11 protein-coding genes are annotated in these 16,813 nt (G+C 73.3%); 7 read left to right on the forward strand and 4 right to left on the reverse strand.

Annotated elements, in window-relative coordinates; all coding sequences use genetic code 11:
- Nucleotides 1-495: 495 nt before the first annotated feature.
- Entirely contained in the window at nucleotides 496-1,035 is a 540-nt protein-coding gene (locus AMK26_RS21255) for a MarR family winged helix-turn-helix transcriptional regulator (RefSeq protein ID WP_073756338.1), read from the reverse strand.
- A 142-nt stretch (nucleotides 1,036-1,177) separates the two neighbouring features.
- On the opposite strand from AMK26_RS21255, the gene AMK26_RS21260 reads away from it, so the two are divergent.
- On the forward strand, nucleotides 1,178-2,431 hold the full coding sequence (locus tag AMK26_RS21260) for an MFS transporter (protein ID WP_073757028.1): 1,254 nt from the start codon (nucleotides 1,178-1,180) through the stop codon (nucleotides 2,429-2,431).
- Here the strand turns inward: AMK26_RS21260 and AMK26_RS21265 are convergent.
- Nucleotides 2,428-4,080: an ATP-binding SpoIIE family protein phosphatase gene (locus AMK26_RS21265; protein ID WP_073756339.1), complete on the reverse strand. Its 1,653-nt coding sequence runs from the start codon at nucleotides 4,078-4,080 to the stop codon at nucleotides 2,428-2,430. The two genes, AMK26_RS21260 and AMK26_RS21265, sit on opposite strands and share 4 nt — an antisense overlap.
- Nucleotides 4,081-4,233: 153 nt before the next feature.
- Complete coding sequence (locus tag AMK26_RS21270; RefSeq protein ID WP_079277741.1) at nucleotides 4,234-5,634, reverse strand: NAD(P)/FAD-dependent oxidoreductase; 1,401 nt, start codon at nucleotides 5,632-5,634, stop codon at nucleotides 4,234-4,236.
- Between the two features lie 353 nt (nucleotides 5,635-5,987).
- Here AMK26_RS21270 and AMK26_RS21275 point away from each other — a divergent pair, with 353 nt between their 5' ends.
- Together AMK26_RS21275 and AMK26_RS21280 are read left to right on the forward strand one after the other, a co-directional pair.
- Nucleotides 5,988-6,830 carry a TetR/AcrR family transcriptional regulator gene (locus AMK26_RS21275; RefSeq protein ID WP_073756341.1) on the forward strand — a complete coding sequence of 281 codons (843 nt, stop codon included), beginning with the start codon at nucleotides 5,988-5,990 and terminating at the stop codon, nucleotides 6,828-6,830.
- 150 nt (nucleotides 6,831-6,980) lie between these two features.
- On the forward strand, nucleotides 6,981-8,945 hold the full coding sequence (locus AMK26_RS21280) for a sigma-70 family RNA polymerase sigma factor (RefSeq protein WP_073756342.1): 1,965 nt from the start codon (nucleotides 6,981-6,983) through the stop codon (nucleotides 8,943-8,945).
- A 12-nt stretch (nucleotides 8,946-8,957) separates the two neighbouring features.
- Here AMK26_RS21280 and AMK26_RS21285 read toward each other — a convergent pair whose 3' ends face one another.
- The gene (locus tag AMK26_RS21285) at nucleotides 8,958-11,054 is read right to left on the reverse strand and encodes an asparagine synthase-related protein (protein WP_107421040.1); all 2,097 of its coding nucleotides are present in this window, start codon (nucleotides 11,052-11,054) and stop codon (nucleotides 8,958-8,960) included.
- Nucleotides 11,055-11,751: 697 nt separating this feature from the next.
- Between AMK26_RS21285 and AMK26_RS21290 the strand changes: the two genes are divergently transcribed.
- The 4 genes from AMK26_RS21290 to AMK26_RS21305 all read left to right on the forward strand — a co-directional run bounded on the left by AMK26_RS21290 (nucleotide 11,752) and on the right by AMK26_RS21305 (nucleotide 16,773).
- Nucleotides 11,752-13,188, forward strand: coding sequence for an MFS transporter (locus AMK26_RS21290; RefSeq protein WP_073756343.1), 1,437 nt, complete (start codon nucleotides 11,752-11,754; stop codon nucleotides 13,186-13,188).
- Nucleotides 13,189-13,259: 71 nt separating this feature from the next.
- Nucleotides 13,260-14,477 carry an L-2-hydroxyglutarate oxidase gene (gene lhgO / locus AMK26_RS21295; RefSeq protein ID WP_073757030.1) on the forward strand — a complete coding sequence of 406 codons (1,218 nt, stop codon included), beginning with the start codon at nucleotides 13,260-13,262 and terminating at the stop codon, nucleotides 14,475-14,477.
- Nucleotides 14,478-14,511: 34 nt separating this feature from the next.
- Nucleotides 14,512-15,279, forward strand: a complete 768-nt coding sequence (trmB, locus tag AMK26_RS21300) for a tRNA (guanosine(46)-N7)-methyltransferase TrmB (RefSeq protein ID WP_107421016.1) — start codon at nucleotides 14,512-14,514, stop codon at nucleotides 15,277-15,279.
- A 153-nt stretch (nucleotides 15,280-15,432) separates the two neighbouring features.
- The gene (locus AMK26_RS21305) at nucleotides 15,433-16,773 is read left to right on the forward strand and encodes a PrsW family intramembrane metalloprotease (protein ID WP_073756345.1); all 1,341 of its coding nucleotides are present in this window, start codon (nucleotides 15,433-15,435) and stop codon (nucleotides 16,771-16,773) included.
- Nucleotides 16,774-16,813 lie beyond the last annotated feature (40 nt).

The raw sequence follows: 16,813 nt of genomic DNA on the forward strand, positions 1-16,813 counted from the left end.
ACTAATCTGGCGTTGATTTTTGGCACGCTGTTGAGTTCTCAAGGAACGGACGCTTCCTTCGTACTCACCCTCTCGGGCTTTCCTCCGGGCGCTTCCCTTCGGTATTTCGTGTTTCCAGCTTAGCAGATCCGTTTTCCGTTTCTGCCACCCGCTGGAGCGGGCTGCCGGGCTGTTCTTCGCTTTCGCGTTTCCCTTTCCGGCGGTTCCGACTCTATCAGATCCTTTCGGGCCTGATTCCCAGTCAGAGGGGGGTTGTCTTTCCGGCTGTTGGGCCGTTCCGACGTTCCAAACTCTAGCGGATTTCCCGGGCGGCTCATAATCGAGCCTTCGAAATGTATTTCGGCATGCCGAAATACGTCCCGGTCGGGAGTCCGTGCTGAGTTTGGTTGCCGCGTTCGCGGCGGGATCGGCTGCCGCAGAACCGTTACGGCTCCGTGGCAACCCGAAGAACTTTACGGATCGGAGGGAGGCGTGTCAACCCGGCCGCCGTAGCGTCTACTCCAGGCCCGTGAGCCGGCCGCCCGCGTCCGGCTGGGCGTGTTCCACGCGGCGGAGGAGGCGGATCAGCATCTCGCCCAGGGCGCCTCGCTCCTCCGGGGACAGGTCCTGGAGGAGGTCCTCCTCGAAGGCGGTCGCCATCCGCATCGCCTCCAGCCACTTGGTGCGGCCTTCGTCGGTCAGTTCGACGATGACGCGTACCCGGTTGTTCTCGTCCCGGTCACGGGTGACCAGGCCGTCGGCGGCCATGCGGTCGATGCGGTGGGTCATGGCCGCGGGGGTGAGGCCGAGGCGCTTGGCGAGTTCGCCGGGGCCCAGGCGGTAGGGCGCGCCGGAGAGGACGAGGTGCTTGAGGACCTCCCATTCGGCGTTGCTGATGCCGAGCTCGGCGACCTGGCGGCCGTACGCGACGTTCATGCGGCGGTTCAGCCGGCCCAGGGCGGAGACCACCTTCTCGACCTGGGGGTCGAGGTCGCGGAATTCGCGCTGATAGGCGGCGATCTGCTCGTCGAGGCTCGGTTCCTGCGTGTCGGACATGCGGGGAGTATCCCACGGCACTCGTTGGCGTTGAAGTCCTTCGATGTGTACAGTTAAGGATCGAACTTTAGTATTGAAGTCTTCAGGACTGAGTCCTACAGAGTCGAAGTAGGTGAGTGTGACCAAGGCGATGGGCGCTGCGATGCGCCGGATCCAGGCAGGGAACGTGCTGAGCGCGTTCGGGCTCGGGTTCACCGTTCCGTATCTCTATGTGTATGTGGCTCAGGTGCGGGACCTGGGAGCCGGTACGGCGGGGGCCGTGCTGGCGGTCTTCGCCATGGCCGCCCTGGTGGTCCTCCCCTTCACGGGGCGGGCCATCGACCGTCGGGGGCCTCTGCCGGTGCTGGTGGGGGCCGCGCTGCTGGCCGCTGTCGGCGCCCTGGGCATGGGGCTCGCGGAAAATGTCCCGGCCGTTGTCCTGGCGGCGGCGCTGCTCGGTGCCGGTACGGCGGTGATGCAGCCGGCGCTCGCCACGATGATCGTCTGGTGCTCGTCCACGTCGACGCGGACCCGCGCGTTCGCCCTGCAGTTCTTCCTGCAGAACCTCGGGCTGGGCGTCGGCGGTCTGATCGGTGGGCAGCTCGTCGATGAGAGCCGGCCGGACAGCTTCCTTCTCCTGTTCTCGATCGAGGCGGCGATGTTCCTGGTGCTGGCGGGGATCGCCGCGAGCGTGAGGATGCCGCGGACGCCGTCCATCGCCGATCCCCGGCCGGCCGGCAGGGGCGGTGTGCGGGCGCTGCTCGGGCACCGGGCGATGGTGCAGCTGTGTGTGCTGGGCTTCGTGTTGTTCTTCGCCTGCTACGGGCAGTTCGAGTCGGGTCTCGCGGCGTACGGCACCGAGGCCGCCGGGATCGAGCCGTCGGCGCTCGGGATGGCCCTGGCCGCGAACACGGCGGTCATCGTGGCCGCGCAGTTCCTGGTGCTGCGGTTCGTGGAGCGGCGCAGGCGGACGCGGGTGGTCGCGGCGGTCGGGCTGATCTGGGCGGTGGCGTGGCTCGTCGCGGGGTACGCGGGGCTCGGGCACGGCAGCCAGGCGATGGCGACGGCGGCGTTCATCGTGACGTACGGCCTGTTCGGGCTGGGTGAGGCGATGCTGTCGCCGACCGTGGCGCCGCTGGTGGCCGACCTGGCGCCGGAGTCGATGGTCGGGCAGTACAACTCGGCGTTCGCGCTGGTCAAGCAGCTCGCGCTGGCGGTCGGGCCGGCCGTGGGCGGGCCCATGGGGGCCGCGCTGCACGGGCCGTACATCGTGACCTTCGTCCTCTTCTCGCTGGGCATCACCCTGCTGGCCCTACGGCTGGGCGGGAAGCTCACGCCGGCGCAGGACCACCCGTACCTGGTGGCGAAGACCCGGGTCGTCGCTCAGCACAGGCCGGGCCGGCGGGTGGCCGCCTAGCCCGGCAGGGCGAACTCGCACCAGACCGCTTTGCCGCCGCCGGGTGTGCGGCGGCTGCCCCAGGACGAGGCGATCGTGGCGATGATCGAGATGCCGCGGCCCGCCTCGTCCTCCGTTTCGGCGCGGCGGCGGCGCGGCAGGTGGTCGTCGCCGTCCGTCACCTCGATGATCAGGCGCCGGTCGGTGCGGCGGAGTCTGAGGCGCATGGGTGGGGTGCCGTGCTGGAGGGAGTTGGCCACCAGTTCGCTGGTGGCGAGCACGCCCAGGTCGCGCAGCTCCACCGGGAAGCGCCAGCTGGAGAGGACGCCGGAGGCGAAGGCACGCGCGCGTGGAGCGGCTTCGACGCCGCCGAGCAGGTCGAGTGCGGCGTTGTGGAACAGCTCGGCGTCCGGTCCGGTGCGGGAGGGGTGCTGGAGGACGAGGACGGCGACGTCGTCGTCGTGTTCGGCGGTGACGCCCAGGGAGCGCAGCAGCCGGTCGCAGACGACCTGCGGGGTGCCGGTGGCGCCGGCCAGGGCGCGCTCCAGGGCGGCGACGCCTTCGTCGATGTCCTCGCGGCGCCGTTCGACCAGGCCGTCCGTATAGAGGACGGCGGTGGAGCCGGGCGGGAGGGCGATGGTTCCGGAGGTGTGCAGCCAGCCGCCGGTGCCGAGGGGTGGGCCGGTCGGCTCGGCGGCGCGGCGGACGGTGCCGTCCTCGTCCCTGACGAGGATCGGGAGGTGTCCGGCGGAGGCGTAGACGAGGCGGCCCTCGTTGGGGTCGTGGACGGCGTAGACGCAGGTGGCGATCTGGCTGGCGTCGATCTCGGCGGCGAGGCCGTCGAGGAGCTGGAGCACCTCGTGGGGCGGCAGGTCGAGGCGGGCGTAGGCGCGTACGGCGGTGCGGAGTTGGCCCATGACGGCCGCCGCGCGGACGCCGCGGCCCATGACGTCGCCGATGACGAGGGCGGTGCGGCCGGCACCGAGCGTGATCACGTCGTACCAGTCCCCGCCGACCGCGGCGTCCGTACCGCCCGGCTGGTACGTGGCGGCGACGCGGAGGTCGTCGGGCTGTTCCAACTCCTGGGGGAGGAGGGATCTTTGGAGGGTGACGGCGGTTTCGCGGTGGCGGCGCTCGCTGGCCCGCAGCCGCTCGGCGGCCTCCGCGTGGTCGGTGACGTCGGCGGCGTGGACGAGGACCCCGGATTCGGCGGTTCCGCGCGTGTCGACGGGCAGGCAGGTGACGGTGTACGAGCCTCCCGCGTGCGTGCGGCGGGATTTGACCGTGCGGGGCTTTCCGCTGCGCAGCACCTGGTCCATGAGCGGCAGCAGGCCCAGCTCGGCGAGCTCGGGGCAGGCGGTGGCGACGGTCGCGCCGGGCGGGCGGGGGCCGAAGGCGCCCGCGTAGGCGTCGTTGACGTACGCGACGCGGTGGTCGGGGCCGTAGGTGAGGGCGACGAGGCCGGGGAGGCGGCCGAGGATCTCCCGTACGGAGAAGTCCTCCAGCCCAGGGACGTCGTCGGGCAGGGGCTCCAGCTGCTGGTCGGAGTCGCCTCGCGCCGCGGGTACGGAGTCCCCCCGCTGCGCCGGCGATGCCCCGCGGTCGGTGCCGCGCGCGGCGGCGCGGCGCTGCGTACCGGGGAGCCGGGCGCTCCAACGCGTGAAGTTCACGGATCTGTATGCCTCATGGTGTCGGTGCCGTGCGTTGCCGTGCTGAGTCACTCTGTGCAGGTGTGAGCCCACCTATGGTCACACGTCCAGTGTGACCGACCGCACTGACAAGGGGTGTCTGACGGAACTGCGCCCCGTCAGTGGGACCCGTCGTCAGTCGGACTTCGCTCCGCCGTCCGCGGTTCCGCCTTTCGACGCCTCGTCCGTGGGTTCGGGCGGTGGGGGCCCCGCGGCGAGTTCGAATTCGGCGCGGGGATGCTCCAGGGATCCGAGGGAGACGATCTCCCGTTTGAACAGGCCCGCGAGGGTCCATTCGGCGAGGACGCGCGCCTTGCGGTTGAAGGTGGGGACGCGGCTGAGGTGGTACGCGCGGTGCATGAACCAGGCCGGGTAGCCCTTGAGTTTGCGGCCGTAGACGTGGGCGACGCCCTTGTGCAGGCCGAGTGAGGCGACGGAGCCGGCGTACTTGTGGGCGTAGTCCTTGAGCGGCCGGCCCTGGAGGGAGGCGACGAGGTTCTCGGCGAGGACCTTGGTCTGGCGCACGGCGTGCTGGGCGTTGGGGGCGCATTCCTTGCCGGGGGTGTCGGCGGTGATGTCCGGGACGGCGGCGGCGTCTCCGGCGGACCAGGCGTGGTCGACGCCTTCGACGGAGAGGCGCGCGGTGCACTTGAGGCGGCCGCGTTCGTTGAGGGGGAGGTCGGTGGAGGCGAGGACGGGGGCGGGTTTCACGCCGGCGGTCCACACCACCGTACGGGTGGGGAAGCGACTGCCGTCGCTGAGGACGGCGACCCGGTCCTCGCAGGACTCCAGGCGCGTTTCGAGGCGTACGTCGATGTTGCGGGCGCGCAGCTCGCGCACGGCGTACTTGCCCATGTCCTCGCCGACTTCGGGCAGGATGCGGTCGCTCGCCTCGACGAGGACCCATTTCAGGTCCTGTGGCTTGATGTTGTGGTAGTACCGCGCGGTGTAGCGGGCCATGTCCTCCAGCTCGCCGAGGGCCTCGACGCCGGCGAAGCCGCCGCCGACGAAGACGAAGGTGAGGGCGGCGTCGCGGATGGCGGGGTCGCGGGTGGAGGAGGCGATGTCCATCTGCTCGATGACGTGGTTGCGCAGCCCGATGGCCTCTTCGACGGTCTTGAAGCCGATGCCGTAGTCGGCCAGCCCGGGGACGGGGAGGGTGCGGGAGATGGAGCCGGGCGCGATGACCAGTTCGTCGTAGGAGAGCTGGACGGGACCGGTGCCTTCCTCCTCGGTGGCGAGGGTGGTGACGGTCGCCGTGCGCTTGGCGTGGTCGACGGATGTGGCCTCGCCGATGAGGATCCTGCACTTGTCGAGGACCCGGCGCAGCGGCACGACGACGTGGCGGGGCGAGATGTTGCCGGCGGCGGCCTCGGGGAGGAAGGGCTGGTACGTCATGTACGGGTCGGGTGTGACCACGGTGATCTCGGCCGTGCCGTTTCTCAGCTCGGCCTTGAGGTGCCGTTGGAGGTGCAGGGCGGTGTACATCCCGACGTAGCCACCGCCGACAACGAGAACGCGCACAGGTTCGGTCACCTTCCCATGACGCAACGGGCTCCGGGGTTTGTCCACAGGCCCGGCAAATTGTGTGACTGGAGGCCGGGTGGTGTCCGGGGTGGCGCGGGAGGTGCGTGTGGGGGAAGGTGCGCAGGTCAGGGGGCGAGAGGGGGGTGGCAGGAGGGGGCAGAATCGGGAGTGTTCCGGTCCTTGCTCCGATCGGGGGGCGCACCGGTCGGAACTGCCCCTTCTGAATTGACCTCGACTCAACTATGTTCGTATGTCGTCGGGGTGTCGGGACGCTGCGCATGACCTGAGCGCGTGGCCCGGGCCCCGGTTGTCAGGGTGGGGGAGTCTCCGGGGGGAGACACATCATTACCGGGGGAACATTTATGCATATTCAGGATTCGCGCTGGTCGACTGCTGTCGCCTCGTCGGCCGCTTCGTCCTCTTCGTCGTCGGCCGCCTCGGCCGCGGAGGGGCTCGGCGGTGGGGTGAACGGCCGTCTCGGAGCCGGCGGGGCGTCCGGTCGTACGGCGCCGCTGCGGGTGGACGCGCAGCGGAACCTCGAGCATGTGCTGCGGGCGGCTCGGGAGGTGTTCGGCGAGCTCGGGTACGGGGCGCCGATGGAGGACGTGGCGCGCCGGGCGCGGGTCGGGGTCGGCACGGTGTACCGGCGGTTCCCGAGCAAGGACGTGCTGGTGCGCCGCATAGCCGAGGAGGAGACCTCCCGGCTCACCGAGCAGGCGCGTACGGCTCTGGGGCAGGAGGACGAGCCGTGGTCGGCGCTCTCCCGGTTCCTGCGGACGTCGGTGGCCTCGGGCGCGGGGCGGCTGCTGCCGCCGCACGTGCTGCGCGTGGGCGTGGACGAGCCGGGCGCGGACGGTGCGGTGGCCGGGCAGGCCGACGAGGCGCGGGTGCCGCAGCAGCGCGGGGCTTCGGCGGCCTCGGCCCTTGCGGTCCAGCCCGAGCTGCGGGTGGTGCCGCGCGCGGTGCCGGCGGCCGAGCTGGACGACTCGGGCGCGTCGGAGCTGCTGGAGGTCGTCGGGCAGCTGGTCGACCGGGCCCGGGAGGCGGGTGAGCTGCGCGGGGACGTGACGGTGGCGGACGTGCTGCTGGTCATCGCCACGGCGGCGCCCTCGCTGCCGGACGCGGCCCAGCAGAGCGCCGCGTCGGCACGGCTCCTGGACATCCTGCTGGAGGGGCTCCGGTCCCGCCCGTCGCACGGTTCCTGAAGGGTCGCCCGAACGGGGCATGGCTGGTTCCCGCGTTCGGGGCACCTCCCCGGATGAGTGGTTGACCGGCTCTTGCCCCGGGCGGGAGGCGTGCCCTGTGGCACTCTTTCCCGATGTCCGGGTCTGAGCAGGGGTACGGGGGCTTCCGCGATGAGCGGTGACGGTCGCGAAGAGCCGCTCGGGGGCGGGGCCACGGCCGACGAGCCGTCCTCGCCGAAGGTGCCGAGCCAGGGCGGTCCCGGGGGTGCGCCGGCACCGTCCGGTGGTGGTGGCGCCGACGCCGCCGTGCCCGCGCAGCGTGAGGGTGGCGCCGGCGACTCCGTACTGCCGCCGCCCATCGAGCTGCCGCCGTCGGACGCCGAGCTGGTCCAGCGTCTGCGGGACGGCGACGACAGTGCGTACGAGGAGCTTTTCCGCCGGCACGCGGCGGCGGTGCGGCGCTACGCCCGCACGTGCTGCCGTGACGCGCACACCGCGGACGACCTGACGGCGGAGGTGTTCGCGCGGACGCTGCAGGCAGTGCGCGGGGGCGCCGGCCCGGAGCAGGCGGTGCGCGCGTATCTGCTGACGACCGTGCGGCGCGTGGCGGCAGCCTGGACGAAGACGTCCAGGCGTGAGCAGCTGGTCGAGGACTTCGCGGTGTTCGCCGCACAGGCGGTACGCGCCTCGGAGGTGTCGGACGCCGACACCCTGGAACTGGGCGCCGACGTGCGGGCGATGCAGCAGGCCGAGCAGTCGCTCGCCATGCGGGCCTTCCGCTCGCTGCCCGAGCGGTGGCAGGCGGTGCTGTGGCACACCACGGTCGAGGAGGAGTCGCCGAGCGAGGTGGCGCCGCTGTTCGGGCTGACCGCCAACGCCACGGCGGTGCTGGCCAGCCGGGCGCGGGAGGGGCTGAAGCAGGCGTACCTCCAGGCGCATGTGAGCCGGTCGCTCACCGCCGGGGGCGACTGCGCGCGCTACGCGGACCGGCTGGGCGCGTACGCCCGGGGAGGGCTGCGGACGCGGGCCGAGCGGGGCCTGCGCAAGCACCTGGAGGAGTGCGCCCGGTGCCGGCTGGCGGTGGGTGAGCTGGAGCAGGTCAACGCGGGGATCCCCGCGCTGCTGCCGGTCGCCGTCATCGGATGGTTCGCGGCCGGGTTCTCGCTCAAGGGCGCCGGGCTCGTGGCCGGTGGTGCCGCGGGCGCGGCGGGCGCCGGGGCAGGGGCGGCGGCCGCGGCGGGCGGTTCCGGGGGCGCGGCGGCCGGTGGGGCTTCCGGGGCCTCCGGTGGGGCCGCTGCGGAAGGGCTCGGGGCTCCGGCGAAGGCCGGTATCGCGGTGACGGTGGCCGTCACGGCCGTCGCCGGCGTGGTGTGGGCCCTGTCCGGGAGCCCGAAGCCCGCGGCCGAGCCGGAGGCCCGGCCGCCCGCCGCCGAACCCGTCGTACCGCAGCAGCCCGTGGCCGTCCCGAGCCGGACCACGCCGCCCACGCCCGCGCCGGAGCCGGTATCGCAGCCGGTCTCCCCGAGCGCGAGCCCGAGCCCGGCGGAACCGGCACCCTCCGTCACGCCGACGGCCGCCGCGCCGCGCGCGCCGACGCCCGCACGGCCGGAACCTGCGCCCACGCCCACCCCTCCGCCGCCGCCCGCCCCCACGGAGCCCGCGCCGGAGCCGACACCCCCTCCCCCGCCGCCTCCGCCCACCGTCTACCAGGTCAACCAGCTCGACTACGACCTCTACGGCGACCACACCGGGCCGGAGGTCAGGCTCGGGGCGTCCGGCTGGATGTGGCAGCGCTGGGGGATGTCGATCGGCGGGAAGCGGTACGCGCACGGCGTGACCGTCCACGCCCGGTCGTCGCTCACCATCGACCTCAACCGCCGCTGCTCGGTCTACGAGGCGTTCGCCGGCGTGGACGACATGGCGCTGGGGCTGGGCGCGGTCCGGTTCTCCGTGTACGGGGACGGGACGCGGCTGTGGCGCTCCCCGGTGCTGCGGGGCGGTGACGCGGCGGTACCGCTGCGCGTGGGGATCTCCGGCCGGAGCACCGTCCGTCTGGTCGTCGAACCGGACACGGCCACGCCGCTGAGTTCCGCGGCGCCCGCCGACTGGGCGGAGTCGCGGATCAGCTGCGGGTGAGCCCCCGGGTCGTCACGAGGTGAGCGTGGGGCGCCGCGGCACACCGCCCGCCACGGCGCGCTGCCTGGGTGCCGCCGTGCCCGTCCAGCAGGTGCCCCGGCGGGCCAGGAGGCGGCGCAGCCACAGCTCCGTGGAGATGAGGTCGGCGAGCCCGTCCAGGGGGACGGGTTCGCCCTCGGTGGCGGCGCGCAGGGCCTTGCGTACGACGCGGGCTTCGATGAGGCCCGCGTCGGCGAGGAGCGGCGCGTCGAAGAGGGTCATCAGCTGGGGCAGAGCGGTGCGCAGGCCCGCGCGGTTGGCGGCGGCCGTCGAGGCGTGGGAGGTGGCTCCCCAGCCGGGCGGCAGGTCGTGGATGCCGGCGCCCGCGAGGACGGTGCGCAGGATCGCGGCGCGGGCGCCGGGCTGGACGCGCAGCGATTCGGGCAGGTCGCGGCAGGCGCGTACGACCTGGTTGTCGAGAAAGGGCGAGTGGAGCCGCTGGCTGCGGATCTCGGCGGCCTGCTCCAGGACGCGGTGGTCCGCGGCGTACCGGGCGAGGGCCGCACGCGCGCGTGCCTCGCCGGGGCGCTGGACGGACGTGGGCCTGGTGGCCGCCTGGGTGAGGCGAACCGATACTTCAGCGAGGGCCTCGCCGGTCAGCCAGCGCGCGGCGGGCCCGGGGCGGGCCCAGGCGAGGGCGGCGAGGGAGGCGGACAGCGGGCCGTTCACGGCAGGAGCCGACCGGTTGGCCTTCAGCAGCCCGTCGGCGGCCGATTCCAGACCGGCGCGGTAGGGCGTACGGGCGAGTCTGCGGGCGGCCCGGTAGACGGTGAGCGGGACGAGCAGGGAGCCGGCGGAGGGGCCGGTGGCCTTGGCCAGGGCGGTGACGGGCCGCAGCAGGTGGCGGCGCCGGCGGTCCATCAGCAGGTCGGCCAGGCGCGCGGGGTGGGCGTCGAGCACCTGGCGTGCGCCGTGCCCGGTGAAGTGGTCGGCGCTGCCCGCCGCGAGGCGCCGCCGGTGCCGTTCGGCGGTCACCAGGGAGGGCCCCGGTTCGTCGGTGAGGGGGCCTTCCAGCTCGGCGTACGGCAGGGCCTCCTCGGCGGCGGCCACGACGACGTGGTGCAGGCGCGGGTTCTCGGCGATGGCGCGGGCGCGGGCCCGTTCCGGTTCGGCGTCCCGCCCGCCGGTGGCGAGGTCGTTGAAGGTGACGGCGAGCAGCCGTTCGCCCGCGCCGGTGCCGTGTCCGAGGATGGTGCCGGGTACGCCGGGCAGGCCGGCGGCGAGCAGGGCGAGCGTTCCGGAGGCGCTGCCGCCGGACAGGTCGGCGCCGATGCCGGGGGCGGGCGCCCCGCGGGCGGCGCGCCGTTCGGCGGGGCCCATGCCGGGGACGGGCCCGGGGTCGGGCGGCAGGGTCTCGGGGGCGTGCCGGGGGGCGGTGAGGCGTGCCCGTACGGCTTCGACGAGCGCGTCCCGTACGCCGTCCACCGCCCGGTCCGGGTCGATCTGGGGTGCGGCGACGGCGAGCGAGGCGACGGGTTCGTACCCGGTGATCTCGCGTGAGCCCTCGCGCAGCACGAGCGCGTGGCCGGGCGGGACGCGCTTGACGCCGGCGTACGGAGTGGAGTCGCGCAGCGCTTCGGGGGTTTCGGGGCAGGCGAGCAGGGCGGCCAGGTGGTTGATGTCGAGCTGGGCCTCGATGAGGTCGGCGAGGGGGAGGGCGGCGGTGGCGTACGCCGTTCCGTTCGCCCACGGGGTGTGGAACACGGGCCGGGCGCCGGCCAGGTCGCTGGCGACGATGATGCGGCGGCCGACCTGGACGACGGCGGTGTAGCTGCCCGGCCAGGCGGTGAGGTGGCGCATGGCGCCGCCGCGCGCAGCGAACAGGCCGACCCTCAGCTGGTCGTCGCTCGCGGCGCAACAGCCGAGGACGGCGAGGCGGGTGAAAGGGTCGACGGTGACGACGCGGATCTCGTCGGGGCGCCAGTCGCCGACCGCCCACAGCGGGTCCGGGTCGCCCCACAGGAGTTGGGCGCCGACCGGGTGCAGGGTGCGGTTCTCGTCATCGTTCCCGACGGCCCCGGCCGTACCGAAGCTCGCGGCGATACTGCTCCACCCCACCAGCCACCGCATCGCCGCCTCCACAGCCTGTGGACAACTCAGCTCTCCTGATGGAGACATGCTGCCACGACAACGGCGCACAGGAGGGAGTACGGGCCGCGCCCCGTGAAATGGGAACGCGCCCCTGGCATTGGCCATGTGACGGTGATTCACGGGCTGGTGCGAGGAGTGGTTCGACCGGCCGAACGATGGGCATCATTCAGCCAATCTCCGCGCACGCCCCAACCGTACGTTTGTCTACAGAACCACCCATAAGCTCAGCCCGGGAGGCGCTGACCGCCTCCCGGACCGGTCCGCCACCCGCGGGGATTGAGGCGGCGGTGTCCCCCAGCCCACCGCTTCCAGTACGGCGGGCCGACCCACGCAGCACCCATGGAAGCGCTCCCCCCACCGGAGGGGCCAGAGCGCACGGACAGGCGCACGGCCACACACCCGGAGCACGGCCGGGACGCGACGGACCTGTACGGGGGCGTGCGCCGTCCGTACGCGGGCCGCCGGACGGTCGCACGGCCCGGCGCCGCACCGGCCGCGCACCGGCCGCGCACCGGCCGTGCGGCAGTCGTCCGGGGGTCCACCCGTACGCACAACAATCTCGCCATACGGAACACCGCCCCTTAACGGTGGGGATGCGGCGAACTACGCTGGGTTTACGAATGCCGCGCGCCTATGCCTGGCGTCGCGGCGGCCGTCTGTGGTCGAGGGGTGGCGCATGTCCAGGGAGCAACGCGGGCCGAACGAGAAGCTCGGCACCGTTCTCGCCCTCGCGGGAATCAGCAACGCCGGCCTGGCCCGGCGAGTCAACGACCTCGGGGCGCAGCGCGGTCTGACCCTTCGGTACGACAAGACGTCGGTGGCCAGGTGGGTGTCGAAGGGCATGGTGCCGCAGGGCGCCGCACCGCACCTGATCGCGGCCGCGATCGGGCAGAAGCTGGGCCGTCCGGTCCCCCTGCACGAGATCGGCCTCGCCGACGCGGACCCGGCGCCCGAGGTGGGGCTGGCCTTTCCGCGCGACGTGGGCGAGGCGGTGAGGTCGGCGACCGAGCTGTACCGGCTGGATCTGGCCGGTCGGCGGGCCGGCGGTGGCGGGATCTGGCAGTCGCTGGCCGGTTCGTTCGCCGTCAGCGCGTACGCGACGCCCGCCTCCAGGTGGCTGATAACCCCCGCCGACTCGTCGGTGGAACGGTCGGTGACGGCGGTACCGGACGGCGCCGCGGACGAGGGCGGCGCGGTACGGGTGGGGCACAGCGACGTGGCGAAGCTGCGGGAGGCGGCGGAGGACGCGCGGCGCTGGGACTCCAAGTACGGGGGCGGGGACTGGCGGTCGTCGATGGTGCCGGAGTGCCTGCGGGTGGACGCGGCGCCGCTGCTGCTCGGCTCGTACTCGGACGAGGTGGGCCGGGCGCTGTTCGGGGCGACCGCCGAGCTGACCCGGCTGGCGGGCTGGATGGCCTTCGACACCGGTCAGCAGGAGGCGGCCCAGCGCTACTACATCCAGGCGCTGCGGCTCGCGCGGGCGGCCGCCGATGTGCCGCTGGGCGGGTACGTGCTGGCGTCGATGTCGCTCCAGGCCACCTACCGGGGCTTCGCCGACGAGGGGGTCGACCTGGCGCAGGCCGCGCTGGAGCGCAACCGGGGGCTGGCCACCGCGCGGACCCTGTCCTTCTTCCGGCTGGTGGAGGCGCGGGCGCACGCCAAGGCCGGTGACGGGGCGGCGGCGGGCGCGGCGCTGCGGGCCGCGGAGGGGTGGCTGGAGCGGTCGCGGGAGGGCGACGCGGATCCGTCCTGGCTGGGCTTCTACTCCTACGACCGGTTCTGCGCGGACGCGGCGGAGTGCTACCGGGACCTGAAGGCGCCGCGTCAGGTGCGCCGCTTCACGGAGCAGGCCCTGTCGCGGCCGACGGAGGAGTACGTCCGCTCGCACGGGTTGCGGCTGGTCGTGAGCGCCGTGGCCGAGCTGGAGTCGGGCAACCTGGACGCGGCCTGCGCGGCCGGCACGCGCGCGGTGGAGGTGGCGGGGCGGATCTCGTCGGCGCGTACGACCGAGTACGTACGGGATCTGCTGCACCGGCTGGAGCCGTACGGGGACGAGCCCCGGGTGGCGGAGCTGCGGGAACGGGCGCGTCCGCTGCTGATGACTCCGGCGTGAGCCGTGTCCCACCGCGTCCCACCTGGTTTAGCGCCATTGTCAGTGGGCCAGTGCACTATCTGGGGTGGGAGGTGGCACAGGTGTCCGCGTACGGCGATGGCAGGTATGACTGCGACGTGCTCGTGATCGGCGGCGGGATCGTCGGTCTGTCGACGGCGTACGCGATCACGCGCGCCGCTCCGGGGACGCGGGTGGTGGTGCTGGAGAAGGAGCAGGGGCCGGCGCGGCACCAGACCGGACGCAACAGCGGGGTGATCCACAGCGGGATCTACTACCGGCCGGGTTCGCTGAAGGCGCGGTACGCGGTGCGGGGCGCGGCGGAGATGGTGAAGTTCTGCGCGGAGTACGGGCTTCCGTACGAGGTGACGGGCAAGCTGATCGTCGCGACCGAGCGGGATGAGCTGCCCCGGCTGCACGCGCTGGTCCAGCGGGGCCGGGAGAACGGCATTCCGGTGCGGGAGCTGGGCCCGGCGCAGATCAGCGAGTACGAGCCCCGGGTGCGGGGCCTGGCGGCGATCCATGTCGGGACGACCGGGGTGTGCGACTACGGGGCGGTGGCGGCGCAGCTGGCGGAGTCGTCCGGCGCGGAGATCCGGTACGGGGCGGAGGTCGCCGCCGTGGACCGGCGCCCCTGGGGCGTCGCGGTCCGTACGGCGTCCGGGCAGGTGCTCCGCGGCCGGGTGCTGGTGAACTGCGCGGGGCTGCACTGCGACCGGGTGGCGCGGCTGGCGGGCGACGAGCCGGGTATGCGGATCGTGCCGTTCCGGGGCGAGTACTACGAGCTGGCCCGGCCGGAGCTGGTGCGGGGCCTGGTGTATCCGGTGCCGGACCCGGCGTTCCCGTTCCTGGGCGTACACCTGACGCGGGGCATCGACGGGGGCGTCCACGTGGGGCCGAACGCGGTGCCCGCGCTGAGCCGCGAGGGGTACGGCTGGTCCGTCGTCCGGCCGGGTGAGCTGGCCGGGACGCTGGCGTGGCCGGGCTCCTGGCGGATCGCCCGCCGCCACTGGCGGTACGGGGCCGGTGAACTGCACCGGTCGGTGTCGAAGCGGGCGTTCACGGAGGCGGTACGGCGGCTGCTCCCGGCGGTGGCCCCCGACGACCTGCGGCGCGCCCCGGCGGGTGTCCGCGCCCAGGCGGTGCTGCGGGACGGCACCCTGGTCGACGACTTCCTGATCCGTGAGGCCCCGCGGACGGTCCACGTCCTGAACGCCCCGTCCCCGGCGGCGACGGCGTCCCTGCCGATCGGCCGGGAAGTCGCCCGGCGGGCCCTCGCGCACCTGGGGTGACCCGCCGCCCGGAGCAGCGCCGTAGAATTCGGTCATTGTGTCTGAGTCCCATGAAACCGCCGTGCACCGTCGGCCCAAGGGTGAGCCCCGATTCCCCGAGGGGCCCGCGCCCGACCCCGCCGGGTCGCACTTCGAGCGGCGGATCCGCAGCTTCCAGCCCCGGCGCAGCCGCGTCACGCCCGGGCAGGGTGACGCGCTGCGGCGGTTGTGGGGCGTGTGGGGGCTGGACATCGACGGGCAGCGCACGCTCGACCTGGGCGAGATGTTCGGCGGGCTTCCGGTCGTGCTGGAGATCGGGTTCGGGATGGGCGAGGCCACCGCGCAGATGGCCGCCGACGACCCGTCGACGGGCATCCTCGCGGTCGACGTCCACACCCCCGGCCAGGGCAACCTCCTCGCCCTCGCCGAGAAGGCCGGGCTGACCAACGTACGCGTGGCCAACGGCGACGCGATCATCCTGCTGCGCGAGATGCTCACGCCCGGCGCCCTCGACGGCGTACGCGTGTACTTCCCGGACCCCTGGCCCAAGAAGCGGCACCACAAGCGCCGGCTGATCCAGCCCGAGTTCCTGAGCCTGGTGGCCACCCGGATGAAGCCGGGGGCGGTCCTGCACTGCGCCACGGACTGGGAGCCGTACGCCGAGCAGATGCTGGAGGTGCTGACCGCGCACCCCGACTTCGAGAACACGCGGCCCGACGGCGGTTTCGCACCCCGTCCCGCCTTCCGGCCGCTGACCCGGTTCGAGGGCCAGGGCCTGGACAAGGGGCATGTCGTGCGCGACCTGCTGTTCCGGCGCGTGTAGGTCGTGTTGCGCGTGCAGTCCGCGTAGCCCGCGCAGTCCGCACAGCCCGCGCAGTCCGCGCAGTCCGCGTATCCCGGGCAGCCCGCGTAGCCCGGCCAGCCCGCGTAGCAATCCCGTCGCGGACTGTCAGTGGCGGTCGTTAGGGTCGTTCCTGTGTCCCAGTCGTCCGCGCGGCAGTCCGCGCACCAGCACCCGTCGCCGTATCCGGCCGTCCCGGCGTACGAACCGCAGCCGTTGTTCGACGCCGTGCCGGAGCGTGCCCGCTGGCGCTACAAGCCCCGCCGCGCCTTCTGGCGCAGCAAGGTGGTGCGGGCCTCCGCGGTCGTCATCGTGCTCGCCCTGTGCGGGCTGGTGATCCTCGCGCTGGTGCGGGAGCAGACCGGTACGGAGGGCTTCCTGGTCGGGCTGGGCCTCGCCCTGCTGCCCGTGCCGCTCCTCATGGCCGCGTTCCGCTGGCTGGACCGGGTCGAGCCGGGTCCGTGGGGGAACCTGCTGTTCTCGTTCGCGTGGGGCGCGTGCGCCGCCGCGCTGGTCGCGATCGTCGCCAACACCTTCGCGACCCGCTGGATAGCCACCGCCACCGCCGATCCGGCGTCCGCGGACACGCTCGGCGCGACCGTCATAGCGCCGATCGTGGAGGAGAGCGCGAAGGCGGCCGCCGTGCTGCTGGTCTTCGTCTTCCGCAGACGGGACTTCACCGGGATCGTCGACGGTGTCGTCATCGCCGGGTTCACCGCGACCGGCTTCGCCTTCACCGAGAACATCCTGTATCTCGGCAACGCCTTCGGCGAGGACCAGCAGATCGGCACGTCGGGGTTCGCGTCCGTCACGGCCGCGACCTTCTTCGTACGGATCGTGATGTCGCCGTTCGCGCACCCGCTGTTCACCGTGCTCACCGGTATCGGTTTCGGCATCGCCGCGATCACCGCGCGCCGCAAGAGGATCCGCCGCGTCGCGCTGCCGCTGCTCGGGCTGGTCCTGGCGATGGGCATGCACGCGCTGTGGAACGGGTCGGCGGCCTTCGGGCCGTGGGCGTTCTACGCCGTGTACGGGGCGTTCATGGTGCCCGCGTTCGGGCTGCTGACCTGGCTGGCGGTCTGGTCGCGGCAGCGCGAGCTGCGCACCATATCCGGCGAGCTCCCGGCGTACGCCGCGGCGGGCTGGCTCACCCCCGCGGAGCCGCTCGCGCTGTCCTCGATGCGGGCGCGCGGTCTGGCCCGTGGGTACGCGGCGCGCTGCTTCGGCCCGGCGGCGGCCCGCGCGGTCGGCGAGTACGAGGCGTTCGCGACGTCCCTGGCGTTCCTGCGCTTCCGGGCCCGCCGGGGCGTGGTGGGCCCGGACTTCATGGCGCGTGAGCAGGAGCTGCTGCACCACCTGTGGCAGCGCAAGGAGATAGCCGGGCCGGCGCTGACGTACGCGGCGCAGGCCACCGGCCGGGTGTGGACACCGCCGCCCCATCTCAACCACGGCGGCTACAACCCGTACCGGTACTGACCACAAACCGGCAGCCCTGGCGTCGGGGGGTGTGCCGCCA

Origin of the sequence: Streptomyces sp. CB03234, from assembly GCF_001905885.1 — a bacterium.
Classification (GTDB): Bacteria; Actinomycetota; Actinomycetes; order Streptomycetales; family Streptomycetaceae; genus Streptomyces.

Excerpts from the sequence above, each read along its gene's own strand:
- AMK26_RS21275 (WP_073756341.1), top strand. The coding sequence starts at position 5,988 with ATGCATATTCAGGATTCGCGCTGGTCGACTGCTGTCGCCTCGTCGGCC.
- AMK26_RS21290 (WP_073756343.1), top strand. The coding sequence starts at position 11,752 with ATGTCCAGGGAGCAACGCGGGCCGAACGAGAAGCTCGGCACCGTTCTC.
- AMK26_RS21260 (WP_073757028.1), top strand. The coding sequence starts at position 1,178 with ATGCGCCGGATCCAGGCAGGGAACGTGCTGAGCGCGTTCGGGCTCGGG.
- AMK26_RS21255 (WP_073756338.1), bottom strand. The coding sequence starts at position 1,035 with ATGTCCGACACGCAGGAACCGAGCCTCGACGAGCAGATCGCCGCCTAT.
- AMK26_RS21285 (WP_107421040.1), bottom strand. The coding sequence starts at position 11,054 with ATGCGGTGGCTGGTGGGGTGGAGCAGTATCGCCGCGAGCTTCGGTACG.
- AMK26_RS21280 (WP_073756342.1), top strand. The coding sequence starts at position 6,981 with ATGAGCGGTGACGGTCGCGAAGAGCCGCTCGGGGGCGGGGCCACGGCC.